The following is a 13274-nucleotide window of genomic DNA, read 5'->3' on the forward strand; positions in this document are numbered from 1 at the left end:
CAGACGCGGGGTTTTCGCGTCCTGCATCTGGCGTCAAGCGTCCAGCGTCCCTTATACTGCCCTGTTCATTTTGACAGTACTCAGGGGCAGTAGATGGATACCATTCTGGTTCGCGGGGCGCGCACCCATAACCTGAAGAACGTGGACCTGGATATTCCCCGGGACAAACTGGTGGTGATCACCGGTCTGTCCGGCTCCGGAAAATCCTCTCTCGCCTTCGACACCCTGTACGCCGAAGGCCAGCGCCGCTACGTGGAATCCCTCTCCACCTACGCCCGCCAGTTCCTGTCGATGATGGAAAAGCCCGATGTGGATCACATCGAAGGCCTCAGTCCGGCCATCTCCATCGAGCAGAAGTCCACCAGCCATAACCCGCGCTCCACCGTGGGCACCATCACCGAAATCTACGACTACCTGCGCCTGCTGTTTGCCCGCGTCGGCGAACCGCGCTGCCCGGAGCATGATGCCCCGCTGGCCGCCCAGACCATCAGCCAGATGGTGGATCAGGTGCTGGCCATGGAAGAAGGCAGCAAGCTGATGCTGCTGGCGCCGGTGATCCGCGAAAAGAAAGGCGAGCACCTGCACCTGTTTGAAGAGCTGCGCGCCCAGGGCTTTATCCGCGTGCGTATCGATGGCCGTATCTACGACATGGATGACACGCCGGCGCTGGAAAAGAACAAGAAGCACACCATTGAAGTGGTGGTGGACCGCTTCAAGGTCCGCGGCGATCTACAGAACCGGCTGGCGGAATCCTTCGAGACCGCCCTCAACCTGGCCGATGACATTGCCATCATTGCACCCATGGAAGGCGAAGACGGGGAGGAAACCACCTTCTCCGCCAAATTCGCCTGCTCCCACTGCGGCTATTCCATTCCGGAACTGGAGCCGCGCCTGTTTTCCTTCAACAACCCGGCCGGCGCCTGCCCCAGCTGCGACGGCCTGGGTATGAAGCAGTTCTTCGACGAAGACAAGGTGATCAATTCCGAAGAACTGTCCCTGTCTGAGGGCGCCATCCGCGGCTGGGATCGCCGCAACGTCTATTATTTCCAGATGCTCAATTCCCTGTCCCAGAGCATTGGCTTCGACATGGACATCGCATTCCAGGAACTGGACAAGGCCACCCGCAAGAAGATCCTCTACGGCACCGGCAAGGAAAGCATCGAGTTCCGCTACCTGAATGATCGCGGCGACATCATCAAGCGCAACCATCCCTTCGAGGGGATCATCCCCAACATGGAACGCCGCTACCGGGAAACCGAATCCGATGCGGTGCGCGAAGATCTGCTCAACTACATGTCTACCTCCAGCTGCCCCAGCTGTAACGGCTCCCGTCTGCGTGAAGCCGCCCGCCATGTGTTCATCGAGCAGACCACCCTGCCCGACGTGGTGCGTCTGGCGGTGGGCAAGGCCCACAACTATTTCAGCGAGCTGAACCTGCCCGGCAGCAAGGGCGAAATCGCCGACAAGATCCTCAAGGAGATCCGTGATCGTCTGCAGTTCCTGGTCAATGTGGGGCTGGAATACCTGACCCTGGAGCGCAGCGCAGAAACCCTGTCCGGCGGTGAGGCCCAGAGGATTCGTCTGGCCAGCCAGATCGGTGCCGGGCTGGTGGGCGTCATGTACGTGCTCGACGAACCCTCCATTGGCCTGCACCAGCGTGACAACGAGCGCCTGCTCAACACCCTCACTCGCCTGCGTGATCTCGGCAATACCGTGCTGGTGGTTGAGCACGACGAAGACGCCATTCGGCTGGCCGACCACGTGATCGATATTGGTCCCGGCGCCGGGGTTCATGGTGGCACCGTCGTCGCCCAGGGTAGCGCAAAGGAAGTGGCAGACAACCCGGACTCCCTTACTGGCGACTACCTTTCCGGCCGCAAGCAGATTGCCGTGCCGAAAAAGCGTCGCCAGAACAAGGACGACAAGTGGCTGACCCTGCTGGGTGCTACCGGCAACAACCTCAAGGGACATCCGCTAAATATCCCGGTAGGCCTGCTGACCTGTATCACCGGGGTGTCCGGATCCGGTAAATCCACCCTGATCAACAGCACCCTCTACCCGCTGGCGGCCACCAAACTGAACAAGGCCACCACCCTGAAGGCCGCGCAACACGAAGCCATCGAAGGGCTGGAACATTTCGACAAGGTGGTGGATATCGACCAGAGCCCCATCGGCCGCACCCCGCGCTCCAACCCGGCCACCTATACCGGCATCTTCACCCCGGTACGCGAATTGTTTGCTGGCACCCAGGAAGCCCGCGCCCGGGGCTACAAGCCCGGCCGCTTCAGCTTCAACGTCAAGGGCGGCCGCTGTGAGGCCTGTCAGGGCGACGGCGTGATCAAGGTGGAAATGCACTTCCTGCCGGATATCTACGTGCCCTGTGAAGTGTGCGAAGGCAAACGCTACAACCGCGAAACCCTGGAAATCCTCTACAAGGGCAAGAACATCTTCGAGGTACTGGACCTGACCATCGAGGAAGGCCGCGAATTCTTCGATGCAGTGCCAGCACTGGCGCGCAAACTGCAGACCCTGATGGATGTGGGACTCAGCTACATCAAGCTGGGCCAGGCGGCCACCACCCTGTCCGGCGGGGAAGCCCAGCGGGTGAAGCTGGCCAAGGAACTGTCCCGCCGTGATACCGGCAACACCCTCTATATCCTCGACGAACCCACCACCGGCCTACACTTCCACGATATTCAGCTGCTGCTGGACGTGCTCAATCGCCTCGCCGACCACGGCAATACTGTGGCCGTGATCGAACACAACCTGGACGTGATCAAGACCGCGGACTGGATCGTGGATCTGGGCCCCGAGGGCGGTGACGGTGGCGGCGAGATCATCGCCGAAGGCACCCCGGAAGAGGTGGCCAAGGTGAAAGGCAGCCATACCGGCCGCTTCCTGAAACCAATGCTATGAACTTGAAGACAATGAAAACAAACTTTCATTTCCCATTAATTGCTTTCTTCTCCCTTGCATTTTTGCACGGCTGCCAAAACACCGGCCGAGTACCTTTGAATCTAAATTCCTGCACAACAACTCACTGCCTCGAAACCTTTCAATCAGACATCATTCCCCAGGATGACTTTTGGCGATTTGATTCCCTGGCAGTTTTGCCGCCAAGCATTGCACTGGACGAAAGAGACCTGAACGGGGAAGTCAACCAAGAGTTATATATTAATGATGAAGGCCAAACAGCCCTGATCGAACAATTGGATTCATTTTCCAACTCTTATCAAGTCACCAATATTCCCGCACAAACAGACGAAATAGATCCACAACTAGTTCTTCAGTTTGAGCAAACTATTTGGGCCGACAGCCCTACAATTGAATCCATCCTAAGTAGCAAAGACAGATATGGTAAGCCAAGGCTTTCCAACCCTACACTGGACGGGCCAGTCGAAATCCCTGCCGAGATAAGCAAAGCAGCACCGAACAATACATGCTGCCTTTTGGTTACCCGCCTTAGTGGCTGGCAACACACAAATTCAGCCGTTGGCACAAAAATCGCTGTCAACTCCTTCTTTGCAGCGCTAACAGGCGGAGTAGGAGCATCAATAACTCTTGGGCAAGCCATTAGTGACATGGCGGTAATCCGCATTGATGATGGAGCTATACTTTGGAGTGGGCGGATGCTTAGCACCGGACACATCAGCCAACTTCGCACCACTGCTCGAGATTATTACCTGCAGGTGTATGAATCCAAAATTGCGAACCAAATGTAATTCGCAAGAGTTGAAAAATGAATCAGTTCGCATTTCTTCGCCTGGTAATATTGCGGTCTCGATTCCTCAAGATTTACTTCATTGGCGTAACAAATACTCAACCTCCAGCAAACCAGTGGAGGTTAATCATGAAACGAATCTGGGCTTTACGAGGCATCCTTGTCGCCACATCCCTGGCCGCCGCCACCGTGGCCTGCGCTACACCAGGCAGCCACCAGCCCCCACCCAACCGCAACATTGAACTGGGGCCCCGCCCCTATTATCTGCTCGCCGACATGGATGACGGCCCGGTAAAGCAGGCCCTGCAGGAATGCGCCAGCCAGCCCCGCCCCATGAAAGCAAGCGACTTTTCCATTGGCCATCGTGGTGCGCCACTGCAGTTTCCCGAGCATACCGAGGAGTCCTATCGGGCCGCCGCCAGCATGGGCGCTGGCATCCTGGAGTGCGATGTCGCCTTCACCAAGGATCAGGAGCTGGTATGTCGTCACTCCCAGTGTGACCTGCACACTACCACCAATATTCTCGACACCGCGCTGGCCAGCCAGTGCAGCCAGCCCTTCACTCCCTTCGACGGCAGTAACCCGGCCAGCGCCCAATGCTGCACCAGCGACATCACCCTGGCGCAGTTCAAGACGCTGAAAGGAAAGATGGACGGCGCCAACCCTCGTGCCACCACCGTCCAGGAGTACCTGCAGGGCACGCCGGGATTCCGTACCGACCTGTACAGCAGTAATGGCACCCTGCTCAGCCATGAGGAGAGCATCGCCCTGTTTCAGGAGCTGGGTGTCAAAATGACACCGGAACTGAAAACCCCTTCAGTCTCCATGCCCTGGCAGGGTATCTATACCCAGCAGGACTATGCTCACCAGATGATCGAGGAATACCGTCAGGCTGGCGTTCCCGCGGAGCGGGTGTTCCCACAATCCTTCCTGCTGGAAGATGTTCGCTACTGGATAGACCATGAAGGCCGCTACGGCCAGCAAGCGGTCTTTCTGGACGGTCGCGATAGCGCCGGGCTGAATCCTCAGAACCCGGGAACCTGGCAGCCCGACATGGCCACCCTGGCGGGCTATGGCGTCAACATCATCGCCCCACCCCTGTGGATGCTGGTAACGACTGATGCGAATAACCACATCGTACCCAGCCCCTACGCCATCGCTGCCCGGCAGGCGGGCATGGACGTGATCGCCTGGTCACTGGAACGCTCCGGCCCTCTGCAAAATGGTGGCGGCTGGTACTTCCAGAGCGTCACCCCGGCCATCAACAATGACGGCGACACCTTGACCCTGCTGGACGTGCTTGCACGACAGATCGGCGTTATCGGCGTCTTCTCCGACTGGCCCGCAACCACCACCTTCTACGCCAACTGCCTCGACCGCATTCGCTCCAGCCATGAACGCGGCTCAAAATAACGCATAGGCGCACCAAACTGGCCGCCCCCTACCCGCCGGGGCGGCACAGGCTAAACAATACGACGACTTTCGTATTGGCACGGTTTCTGCTTTAACCCTGTTATTCGCAATACACAGACTGGGTCTGAGGGAGTATGTGATGAGCAACGTTACCGATCACCGCTGGTTAATGCAGTACAACATCGTCAATCTGGTCAATCAGTGCCGCCGACTTATCCGCGCGGAATTTGATGCCAACCTGTCGCTCACCGATCCCGAACTGCGGCACAAGCTCGCACACTTTGCCGGACGCACCCGATCCCAGGGCATGCAACGGCTTTATGGTGAGATTCAGCTCGCCTTGATCGAACTGGAAGGGCCTGACGAGCTGGTGACACCAGAAGAAGTCCAACCCACCCGCTACTATCGCGGTCAACCGGTGGATCTTTCCGAACATCGCGCCAGCAAGAATGAAAAGAAAGAACCCAGCAAAGCCGGCAAGCCACTGATGTACCGGGGTCGGGTAGTCGCGCAAAATTGACTGGAGAGTGGGCAGGTATCGCCTGAATACCTGCCCACACCAACCAGGCAAGTCCTGCGTCTGGTTACGCAGAATACTGAAACATACTCAGGTCCAATGGCTGACTCTCGCCCAGCCACATGACCAGTTCGGTATGATCCCTCAGCTCATCTCCGCTGAGGCCATGCACAAAGATGGTCAAGCCGTTACGACTTGCCATCAACCACGGAATCACTTCACCGGCCAGCCGGCGGGGAATCGTTAGCTGGCAACTCCAGTTCAGATGAGGCCCTACCGGTTTGCGATGCAATTGCCCCATGGGCAAATCGAAATTCACATGAGCCGCCTGACACAGTGCCGCGGCCTGAGAGAAGGTGGTCTCATCGTAATAGACGTGCGCGTGAAATCCCTTGATCGCCATGGCTGCTACCCGTAACCGCTATACCTGAACTGTCACCGGCACCCAGCCCCTTTAGAAGGAGCAAGCGCCAGTCAAACCCTGTCAATCAGCATAGTACAGCTTGGCCGGCATGCAACAGACATAAAAAAACCGGGCCTTTGGCCCGGTTTTTTTGATCACTGCAACTCGGCGCTTATTCGGCGTCGGCTTCAGTAACCTCAGGACGGTCTACCAGCTCAACATAGGCCATCGGTGCGTTATCACCAGCACGGAAGCCCATTTTGAGGATACGCACGTAACCACCAGGACGGCTCTTGTAGCGCGGACCCAGCTCGTTGAACAGCTTGCCAACCACTTCCTTGGAACGGGTGCGGTTGAAAGCCAGACGACGGTTGGCTACGGAATCTTCCTTGGCCAAGGTGATCAGCGGCTCAGCCACACGACGCAGCTCTTTAGCCTTGGGCAGAGTGGTCTTGATCGCCCCGTGCTCCAGCAGAGACACGGCCATGTTACGGAACATCGCCTGACGATGAGAGCTGTTCCGATTCAGTTTTCTGCCGCTTTTGCGATGACGCATGATTCTGTTCCTATGTTCAGGGGCGCTTCACAGCGTCCACAACAACTAACTTAGCGCAATTTGGTGTTCAGCCGGTCGTCGTCACGAAGGCTGACCGGCGGCCAGTTCTCCAGACGCATACCCAGCGACAAGCCCTTGGAGGCCAGCACGTCCTTGATCTCGGTGAGAGACTTCTTGCCCAGGTTCGGGGTCTTGAGAAGCTCTACCTCGGTACGCTGAACCAGATCGCCGATGTAGTAGATGTTCTCTGCCTTGAGACAGTTGGCAGAACGAACGGTCAGTTCCAGGTCATCTACCGGGCGCAGCAGGATCGGATCGATCTCTTCGCGCTCTTGCTTCGGCTCAGGCTTGGCGTCCTGTTCCAGATCCACGAATACCGCGATCTGCTGCTGCAGGATAGTGGCAGCACGACGAATCGCTTCTTCCGGATCGATGGTACCGTCGGTTTCCAGATCGATAACCAGCTTGTCCAGGTCGGTGCGCTGCTCAACACGGGCAGCTTCCACCACGTAAGCTACGCGACGAACCGGGCTGTAGCTGGCATCCAGCTGCAGACGGCCAATACCGCGAGTCTCGTCTTCATCAGTCTGACGGGAATCAGCAGCTTCGTAGCCACGACCTTTCTGCACTTTCAGCTTCACACGCAGTTCAGTGTCGCCGGTAATGGTGCAGATCAGGTGATCCGGGTTGACGATCTCAACACTGTGATCACGCTGAATGTCATCCGCAGTCACTGCCCCGGGGCCTTTCTTGACCAGTTCCAGGGTAGCTTCTTCGCGGTCTTCCATCTTCAGGGCGACGCCCTTCAGGTTCAGCAGGATGTTGATCACATCTTCCTGAACACCCTCGATGGAAGAGTATTCGTGTTGTACGCCCTCGATCTCCACTTCGGTGATCGCGCAGCCGGGCATGCTGGAGATCAGGATGCGACGCAGCGCAGTCCCCAGGGTGTGGCCAAAACCACGCTCCAGCGGCTCCAGAACCACTTTGGCGTGGGTCTGGTTGATCGCGTTTACGGCGATCGAGCGGGGCGTGAGAAACTCGTTCACGGCGGTCATAGAGATCCCTCAGGCAGTCCTTACTTGGAGTACAGCTCGACGATCAGGTTTTCGTTGATCTCGGCAGGCAGGTCGATACGCTCTGGCTTGGACTTGAAAGTCCCTTCCAGTTTCTTCTCGTCCACCTCGACCCACGGCACGAAACCACGCTGCTGAGCCAGTTCCATGGCGTTTTTCACGCGCAGCTGGTTCTTGGACTTCTCGCGAACGTTGATCACGTCACCCGGCTTCACCTGGTAAGAGGCCACGTTAACAGACTGACCGTTAACCAGGATGGCACGGTGGGATACCAGCTGACGCGCTTCAGAGCGGGTAGAGCCGAAGCCCATGCGGTATACCACGTTATCCAGACGACCTTCCAGAAGCTGCAGCAGGACTTCGCCAGTTGCACCCTTGGAGGAAGCTGCCTTCTTGTAATAGCTACGGAACTGCTTTTCCAGTACACCGTAGGTACGACGAACTTTCTGCTTCTCGCGCAGCTGTACGCCGTAGTCGGACAGACGACCCGGACGACGACCGCCGGCAGCCTGACCAGGCGCCTGCTCAGCCTTACACTTGGAATCCAGCGGACGAATACCGCTCTTCAGGTACAGATCAGTGCCTTCACGACGGGAAAGCTTGCACTTGGGACCGATGTATCTTGCCATCTTGCTCTAACTCCCGTTACACGCGACGCTTTTTAGGCGGACGGCAACCGTTGTGCGGAATCGGCGTAACGTCCTCAATATGGGTAATCTTGTAGCCACAGCCATTCAGGGCACGAATGGAGGACTCACGACCAGGACCGGGGCCCTTGACGCGAACTTCAAGATTCTTCAGACCGTAGTCCTTGGCAGCGTTGCCCGCGTTCTCGGCAGCCACCTGGGCAGCGAACGGGGTGCTCTTACGGGAACCACGGAAACCAGCACCACCGGAGGTCGCCCAGGACAGTGCGTTGCCCTGACGGTCGGTAATGGTGATGATGGTGTTGTTGAAGGAAGCGTGCACGTGAGCGATGCCGTCCGCTACGCTGCGCGTTACCTTCTTGCGACGTGCGCCACTATCTTTCTTTGACTTAGCCATAATGCCTATCCAAATCCAGCCGCTGACGTATCAGCTTACTTGCGAATCGGTTTACGCGGACCTTTACGGGTCCGAGCATTGGTTTTGGTGCGCTGACCGCGAAGCGGCAGGCCGCGACGATGGCGAATACCACGGTAACAACCGAGGTCCATCAGACGCTTGATGTTCATGTTGATTTCCCGGCGCAGGTCACCCTCGGTTGAGAATTTGGCAACCTCGCCACGAATGACGTCAAGCTGCTCACCGCTCAGGTCACGAACCTTGGCGGTTTCCTCAATACCGGCCGCGGCACAGATTTCCTGTGCACGGGTACGACCGATCCCGAAGATGTAGGTGAGAGAAATCACCGTGTGCTTATTTTCCGGGATGTTAACGCCTGCAATACGGGCCATCCGAATATCTCCGATTCACAAAACGGGTGCGCCAGGCTCTATGGCGCCGAAAGGCGGCAGAGTCTAGCGCTACGCCGACTGAATTTCAACCAAACACTTAAAAGAAGACTGAACCTTAACCCTGGCGCTGCTTGTGCCGGGGTTCGGCACTGCAGATCACCATGACGCGACCCTTACGACGGATCACTTTGCAGTTACGGCAGATCTTCTTCACAGAAGCCTGAACTTTCATCGCACTCGCCTCGTTCGTTAACGCACCAGTCCGGTGCCACCATACCCTTTCAGGTTGGCTTTCTTCATCAACTTCTCGTACTGGGTGGACGTCAGGTGCGAATTAACCTGCGACCAGAAGTCCATGACTACTACCACAACGATCAGCAGAGAGGTGCCGCCCAGGTAGAAGGGCACGTTGGCAACAGCTTGCAGACCCAGTGGCAACAGACACACCAGCGTCATGTATACCGCGCCGATCAGGGTCAGACGGCCCATCACGGTGTCGATATAGCGAGCGGACTGCTCGCCCGGGCGGATACCCGGTATATAAGCGCCGGATTTCTTCAGGTTGTCAGCGACATCCTTCGGATTGAACACCAGCGCTGTATAAAAGTAGCAAAAGAACACGATAGACAGGGTAAACAGCAGTACATACAGCGGCGTACCCGGCAACAGTGCATCACTCACGCTACGCAACGTCTGGCCCCACCAGGAATCCGGATTGGAATCACTGAACCACTGGGTCAGTGAAGCCGGAAACAGCAGAATGGAGCTGGCGAAGATAGCCGGAATAACACCTGCCATGTTCACTTTCAGCGGCAGATGACTCTGCTGCGCTGCATACACACGACGACCTTGCTGACGACGTGCATAGTTCACCGTAATACGGCGTTGCCCGCGTTCCACAAACACCACACCGAAAATCACGGCCAGTGCCACCAGGAACACAAACAGCATCATGATCAGGCTCAGGTCACCGGTACGGGCAGACTCGAAAGTCTGGGCCACGGCGCCAGGCAGGCCTGCCACGATGGAAGCAAAGATCAGCATGGAAATACCGTTGCCGATGCCTCGCTCGGTAATCTGTTCGCCCAGCCACATCAGGAATACAGTACCGGTCAGAAGGCTCGTTACCGCCACGAAGTAGAAACTGGCCACCTGCATGGAGGTTGCCGCTTCGGGCAGCAGGGTAATCCCCTGGCTCTTCAGACCTGCGCAAACACCGAAGGACTGAACTGCACCCAGCGCCACGGTCAGATACCGGGTGTACTGGGTGATCTTGCGCCGGCCCTGTTCACCTTCCTTGCGGAGCTGCTCCAGGGTCGGTACCACTGCCGTCATCAGCTGAATGATGATGCTGGCAGTGATGTAGGGCATGATGCCCAGCGCAAAAATACTCATGCGCTCCAGGGAACCCCCGGAGAACATGTTAAACAGGCCAAGAATGGTGTCCCGGTTGTTGTTGAACATCTGTTGCAACGCTTCCGGGTTCATGCCCGGGACCGGGATGTGTGCCCCGATCCGGAACACCACCAGGGCGCCCAACAGAAAACCGATTCGCCGCCACAGCTCACGCATCGCGTTGCTGTCTACTTTCGGCGCGCCACCATTCAATGTCTGAGCGCGATTCTTCGCCATAAAGCGTCGCCTTATTCTTCGACTTTACCGCCGGCCTTCTCAACCGCTTCGCGGGCACCTTTGGTGATACCCACGCCACGGATGGTCACAGCACGGTTGATTTCACCCTGCAGAACAATCTTGGCGCGCTTCATATCACGACGAACCACGTTGGCTGCCTTGAGGGAAGCCAGGTCGATCACATCGCCTTCCACCTTGGCCAGCTCAGCCAGGCGAACTTCAGCAGTGCCCATTGCCAGCTTGGACGTGAAGCCGAACTTCGGCACACGACGCTGCAGCGGCATTTGACCACCTTCGAAACCAGGCTTCACAGTACCGCCGGAACGGGACTTCTGACCTTTGTGGCCACGGCCACCAGTCTTGCCCAGGCCGGAACCGATACCACGACCGACGCGCTTGGCGCTCGGGCGGGAACCTTCAGCAGGATGCAGATCATTCAGACGCATCACTTATTCTCCCTCTACCTGCACCATGTACGAGACCTTGTTGATCATGCCGCGTACAGATGGGGTATCTTCAACTTCTACGGTGTGACCAATGCGGCGCAGACCGAGACCACGCACACAGGCCTTATGCTTTTCCAGCCGGCCGTTGGTGCTCTTAACCAGCTTTACCTTGATCTTATCAGCCATCGTAACGATTCCGTTATCTGCGCTTAGTTCAGAATGTCTTCGACAGACTTGCCACGCTTGGCAGCCACAGACTCCGGAGAAGCCATGGACTTCAGGCCGTTGAAAGTAGCCCGAACCACGTTAACCGGGTTGGTGGAGCCATAGCACTTGGCCAGTACGTTCTGAACGCCTGCGACTTCCAGCACGGCGCGCATCGCACCGCCGGCAATCACACCGGTACCTTCATCGGCCGGCTGCATGTACACCTTGGAGGCGCCGTGACGGGCCTTCATCGGGTGCTGGATGGTGGTGCCGTTCAGCTCCACCTGAATCATGTTGCGGCGGGCAGCTTCCAGGGCTTTCTGGATGGCGGCAGGCACTTCACGCGCCTTGCCACGACCGAAGCCAACCTTGCCCTTGCCGTCACCCACTACAGTCAGCGCGGTGAAACCGAAGATACGGCCGCCTTTAACAACTTTAGCAACCCGGTTTACCTGAACCAGCTTTTCCTGGAGACCTTCGTTGGGATCAACTTTCGACATAACCAAGCACCCTTAGAATTCAAGCCCGTTTTCACGCGCAGCGTCAGCCAGAGCCTTTACGCGACCGTGATATTTAAAACCGGAACGGTCAAAGGCAACGCGCTCTACGCCCGCTTCTTTGGCACGCTGAGCGATCAGCTGACCAACCTTGGCCGCTGCGTCAGTGTTACCGGTAGCTTCAGCACGCAGATCTTTCTCTACAGTGCTAGCGGAAGCCAGTACCTGGCCACCGTTCGCAGAGATTACCTGCGCATAGATATGACGCGGAGTACGGTTTACGCAGAGACGAACTTCGCCCAGTTCACGGATCTTCAGGCGAGTACGTTTTGCCCTGCGCAGACGTGCAACTTTTTTGTCTTTCATGGCATTAATCTCGACGATTATTTCTTCTTGGCTTCCTTACGGCGCACTTGCTCATCAGCATAGCGCACCCCTTTACCCTTGTAGGGCTCAGGCGGACGGAAGGCCCGAACATTGGCTGCAACCTGACCTACCAGCTGCTTGTCAATGCCCTTGATAACGATCTCTGTCTGGCTCGGGGTTTCTGCAGTGATCCCTTCAGGCAGCTCGTAAGCTACCGGGTGGGAGAAACCGAGAGTCAGGTTAAGTACCTTACCCTGAGCCTGTGCACGGTAACCTACACCGAGAAGCTGGAGCTTGCGCTCGAAGCCTTCGGCAACACCAGTCACCATGTTGTTCAACAGAGCACGGGTGGTACCGGCCAGGGCCCATGCTTTCTGAGATTCTTCGTGCGGCTTCACAGAAACCACACCGTCCTCTACAGACACGGCAACCAGCTCGTGTACTTCGTGCTCCAGGCTGCCTTTGCTGCCCTTCAGGGCAACTTTCTGGCCGTCGACTTTGATTTCGACGCCTTTCGGCAGATTTACCGGACTTTTTGCTACTCTAGACATTGCTGCACCTAACCCGTCTACGCCGCTTCTGTTAGGACACTTCGCAGATCAGCTCGCCACCAACATTGGCTTTGCGTGCTGCGCGGTCAGAAATAATGCCCTGGTTGGTGGATACGATCATCACGCCCAGGCCGCCCTTCACCTTCGGGATCTCGTTTGCGTTCTTGTAAACACGCAAACCAGGACGGCTAACGCGAGCGATCTTCTCGATCACCGGCTTACCTTCAAAATACTTCAGATCAACCGTCATTACCGGTTTCTTTTCTTCGCTGATCTTGTAACCAGCAATGTAACCCTCAGACAGAAGTACCTTGGCGATGGCTTCCTTTGCCTTGGAGGCAGGAATCTCGACCTGTACTTTCTTGGCCATTTGGGCGTTACGGATACGGGTAAACATATCCGCCAGGGTATCTTGCATGCTCATGCCGCAATCGCTCCGCTACCTAACTCTTG

Annotated in this window: 18 protein-coding genes; 4 read left to right on the top strand and 14 right to left on the bottom strand. The window is 57.0% G+C overall.

What is annotated here, in order from left to right; all coding sequences use genetic code 11:
* Positions 1-93: 93 nt before the first annotated feature.
* From uvrA to MWU49_RS16245, 4 genes are all read left to right on the top strand, one after another.
* Complete coding sequence (gene uvrA / locus MWU49_RS16230; protein WP_246974341.1) at positions 94-2916, top strand: excinuclease ABC subunit UvrA; 2823 nt, start codon at positions 94-96, stop codon at positions 2914-2916.
* Entirely contained in the window at positions 2913-3722 is an 810-nt protein-coding gene (locus tag MWU49_RS16235) for a hypothetical protein (protein WP_246974344.1), read from the top strand. Before uvrA ends, MWU49_RS16235 begins: the two co-directional genes overlap by 4 nt.
* Positions 3723-3850: 128 nt before the next feature.
* Complete coding sequence (locus MWU49_RS16240) at positions 3851-5134, top strand: glycerophosphodiester phosphodiesterase family protein (RefSeq protein WP_246974346.1); 1284 nt, start codon at positions 3851-3853, stop codon at positions 5132-5134.
* 139 nt (positions 5135-5273) lie between these two features.
* Positions 5274-5654, top strand: a complete 381-nt coding sequence (locus MWU49_RS16245; RefSeq protein ID WP_246974348.1) for a hypothetical protein — start codon at positions 5274-5276, stop codon at positions 5652-5654.
* Positions 5655-5718: 64 nt separating this feature from the next.
* On the opposite strand, the gene MWU49_RS16250 is transcribed toward MWU49_RS16245, so the two are convergent.
* From MWU49_RS16250 to rpsH, 14 genes are all read right to left on the bottom strand, one after another.
* Entirely contained in the window at positions 5719-6054 is a 336-nt protein-coding gene (locus MWU49_RS16250; RefSeq protein WP_246974350.1) for a DOPA 4,5-dioxygenase family protein, read from the bottom strand.
* Between the two features lie 172 nt (positions 6055-6226).
* The gene (gene rplQ, locus MWU49_RS16255) at positions 6227-6610 is read right to left on the bottom strand and encodes a 50S ribosomal protein L17 (RefSeq protein WP_246974352.1); all 384 of its coding nucleotides are present in this window, start codon (positions 6608-6610) and stop codon (positions 6227-6229) included.
* Between the two features lie 50 nt (positions 6611-6660).
* Positions 6661-7668, bottom strand: a complete 1008-nt coding sequence (gene rpoA, locus MWU49_RS16260) for a DNA-directed RNA polymerase subunit alpha (protein WP_246974353.1) — start codon at positions 7666-7668, stop codon at positions 6661-6663.
* A gap of 20 nt (positions 7669-7688) precedes the next feature.
* A complete protein-coding gene (gene rpsD, locus MWU49_RS16265) occupies positions 7689-8315 on the bottom strand; it encodes a 30S ribosomal protein S4 (protein ID WP_246974355.1) in 627 nt (208 codons plus the stop codon).
* A gap of 16 nt (positions 8316-8331) precedes the next feature.
* Positions 8332-8730, bottom strand: coding sequence for a 30S ribosomal protein S11 (gene rpsK / locus MWU49_RS16270; RefSeq protein ID WP_161316869.1), 399 nt, complete (start codon positions 8728-8730; stop codon positions 8332-8334).
* Positions 8731-8765: 35 nt separating this feature from the next.
* Positions 8766-9122 carry a 30S ribosomal protein S13 gene (rpsM, locus tag MWU49_RS16275; protein WP_246974358.1) on the bottom strand — a complete coding sequence of 119 codons (357 nt, stop codon included), beginning with the start codon at positions 9120-9122 and terminating at the stop codon, positions 8766-8768.
* A gap of 115 nt (positions 9123-9237) precedes the next feature.
* Positions 9238-9354 (bottom strand): 50S ribosomal protein L36, encoded by a 117-nt coding sequence (gene rpmJ / locus MWU49_RS16280; RefSeq protein WP_008928865.1) that lies wholly within the window; start codon positions 9352-9354, stop codon positions 9238-9240.
* A gap of 17 nt (positions 9355-9371) precedes the next feature.
* A complete protein-coding gene (gene secY / locus MWU49_RS16285; RefSeq protein ID WP_246974360.1) occupies positions 9372-10754 on the bottom strand; it encodes a preprotein translocase subunit SecY in 1383 nt (460 codons plus the stop codon).
* 11 nt (positions 10755-10765) lie between these two features.
* A complete protein-coding gene (gene rplO / locus MWU49_RS16290) occupies positions 10766-11200 on the bottom strand; it encodes a 50S ribosomal protein L15 (protein ID WP_246974415.1) in 435 nt (144 codons plus the stop codon).
* Between the two features lie 3 nt (positions 11201-11203).
* Positions 11204-11386, bottom strand: coding sequence for a 50S ribosomal protein L30 (gene rpmD / locus MWU49_RS16295; RefSeq protein ID WP_246974362.1), 183 nt, complete (start codon positions 11384-11386; stop codon positions 11204-11206).
* Positions 11387-11409: 23 nt separating this feature from the next.
* Complete coding sequence (rpsE, locus tag MWU49_RS16300) at positions 11410-11907, bottom strand: 30S ribosomal protein S5 (RefSeq protein ID WP_035234278.1); 498 nt, start codon at positions 11905-11907, stop codon at positions 11410-11412.
* Positions 11908-11919: 12 nt separating this feature from the next.
* Entirely contained in the window at positions 11920-12270 is a 351-nt protein-coding gene (rplR, locus tag MWU49_RS16305) for a 50S ribosomal protein L18 (protein WP_035234276.1), read from the bottom strand.
* A gap of 17 nt (positions 12271-12287) precedes the next feature.
* Positions 12288-12821, bottom strand: coding sequence for a 50S ribosomal protein L6 (rplF, locus tag MWU49_RS16310; RefSeq protein WP_035234274.1), 534 nt, complete (start codon positions 12819-12821; stop codon positions 12288-12290).
* 31 nt (positions 12822-12852) lie between these two features.
* Positions 12853-13245, bottom strand: coding sequence for a 30S ribosomal protein S8 (gene rpsH / locus MWU49_RS16315; protein WP_246974364.1), 393 nt, complete (start codon positions 13243-13245; stop codon positions 12853-12855).
* Positions 13246-13274 lie beyond the last annotated feature (29 nt).

Origin of the sequence: Alcanivorax sp. S6407 (genome assembly GCF_023016115.1) — a bacterium.
Classification (GTDB): Bacteria; Pseudomonadota; Gammaproteobacteria; order Pseudomonadales; family Alcanivoracaceae; genus Alcanivorax.

Coding starts and splice junctions, on each gene's coding strand:
- rpsK (WP_161316869.1), bottom strand. CDS start 8,730: ATGGCTAAGTCAAAGAAAGATAGTGGCGCACGTCGCAAGAAGGTAACG.
- uvrA (WP_246974341.1), top strand. CDS start 94: ATGGATACCATTCTGGTTCGCGGGGCGCGCACCCATAACCTGAAGAAC.
- MWU49_RS16235 (WP_246974344.1), top strand. CDS start 2,913: ATGAACTTGAAGACAATGAAAACAAACTTTCATTTCCCATTAATTGCT.
- rpmJ (WP_008928865.1), bottom strand. CDS start 9,354: ATGAAAGTTCAGGCTTCTGTGAAGAAGATCTGCCGTAACTGCAAAGTG.
- rpsM (WP_246974358.1), bottom strand. CDS start 9,122: ATGGCCCGTATTGCAGGCGTTAACATCCCGGAAAATAAGCACACGGTG.
- rpsD (WP_246974355.1), bottom strand. CDS start 8,315: ATGGCAAGATACATCGGTCCCAAGTGCAAGCTTTCCCGTCGTGAAGGC.
- rpsH (WP_246974364.1), bottom strand. CDS start 13,245: ATGAGCATGCAAGATACCCTGGCGGATATGTTTACCCGTATCCGTAAC.
- rplF (WP_035234274.1), bottom strand. CDS start 12,821: ATGTCTAGAGTAGCAAAAAGTCCGGTAAATCTGCCGAAAGGCGTCGAA.
- secY (WP_246974360.1), bottom strand. CDS start 10,754: ATGGCGAAGAATCGCGCTCAGACATTGAATGGTGGCGCGCCGAAAGTA.
- rpsE (WP_035234278.1), bottom strand. CDS start 11,907: ATGTCGAAAGTTGATCCCAACGAAGGTCTCCAGGAAAAGCTGGTTCAG.
- rplQ (WP_246974352.1), bottom strand. CDS start 6,610: ATGCGTCATCGCAAAAGCGGCAGAAAACTGAATCGGAACAGCTCTCAT.
- MWU49_RS16250 (WP_246974350.1), bottom strand. CDS start 6,054: ATGGCGATCAAGGGATTTCACGCGCACGTCTATTACGATGAGACCACC.
- MWU49_RS16240 (WP_246974346.1), top strand. CDS start 3,851: ATGAAACGAATCTGGGCTTTACGAGGCATCCTTGTCGCCACATCCCTG.
- rplR (WP_035234276.1), bottom strand. CDS start 12,270: ATGAAAGACAAAAAAGTTGCACGTCTGCGCAGGGCAAAACGTACTCGC.
- rpoA (WP_246974353.1), bottom strand. CDS start 7,668: ATGACCGCCGTGAACGAGTTTCTCACGCCCCGCTCGATCGCCGTAAAC.
- rpmD (WP_246974362.1), bottom strand. CDS start 11,386: ATGGCTGATAAGATCAAGGTAAAGCTGGTTAAGAGCACCAACGGCCGG.
- rplO (WP_246974415.1), bottom strand. CDS start 11,200: ATGCGTCTGAATGATCTGCATCCTGCTGAAGGTTCCCGCCCGAGCGCC.
- MWU49_RS16245 (WP_246974348.1), top strand. CDS start 5,274: ATGAGCAACGTTACCGATCACCGCTGGTTAATGCAGTACAACATCGTC.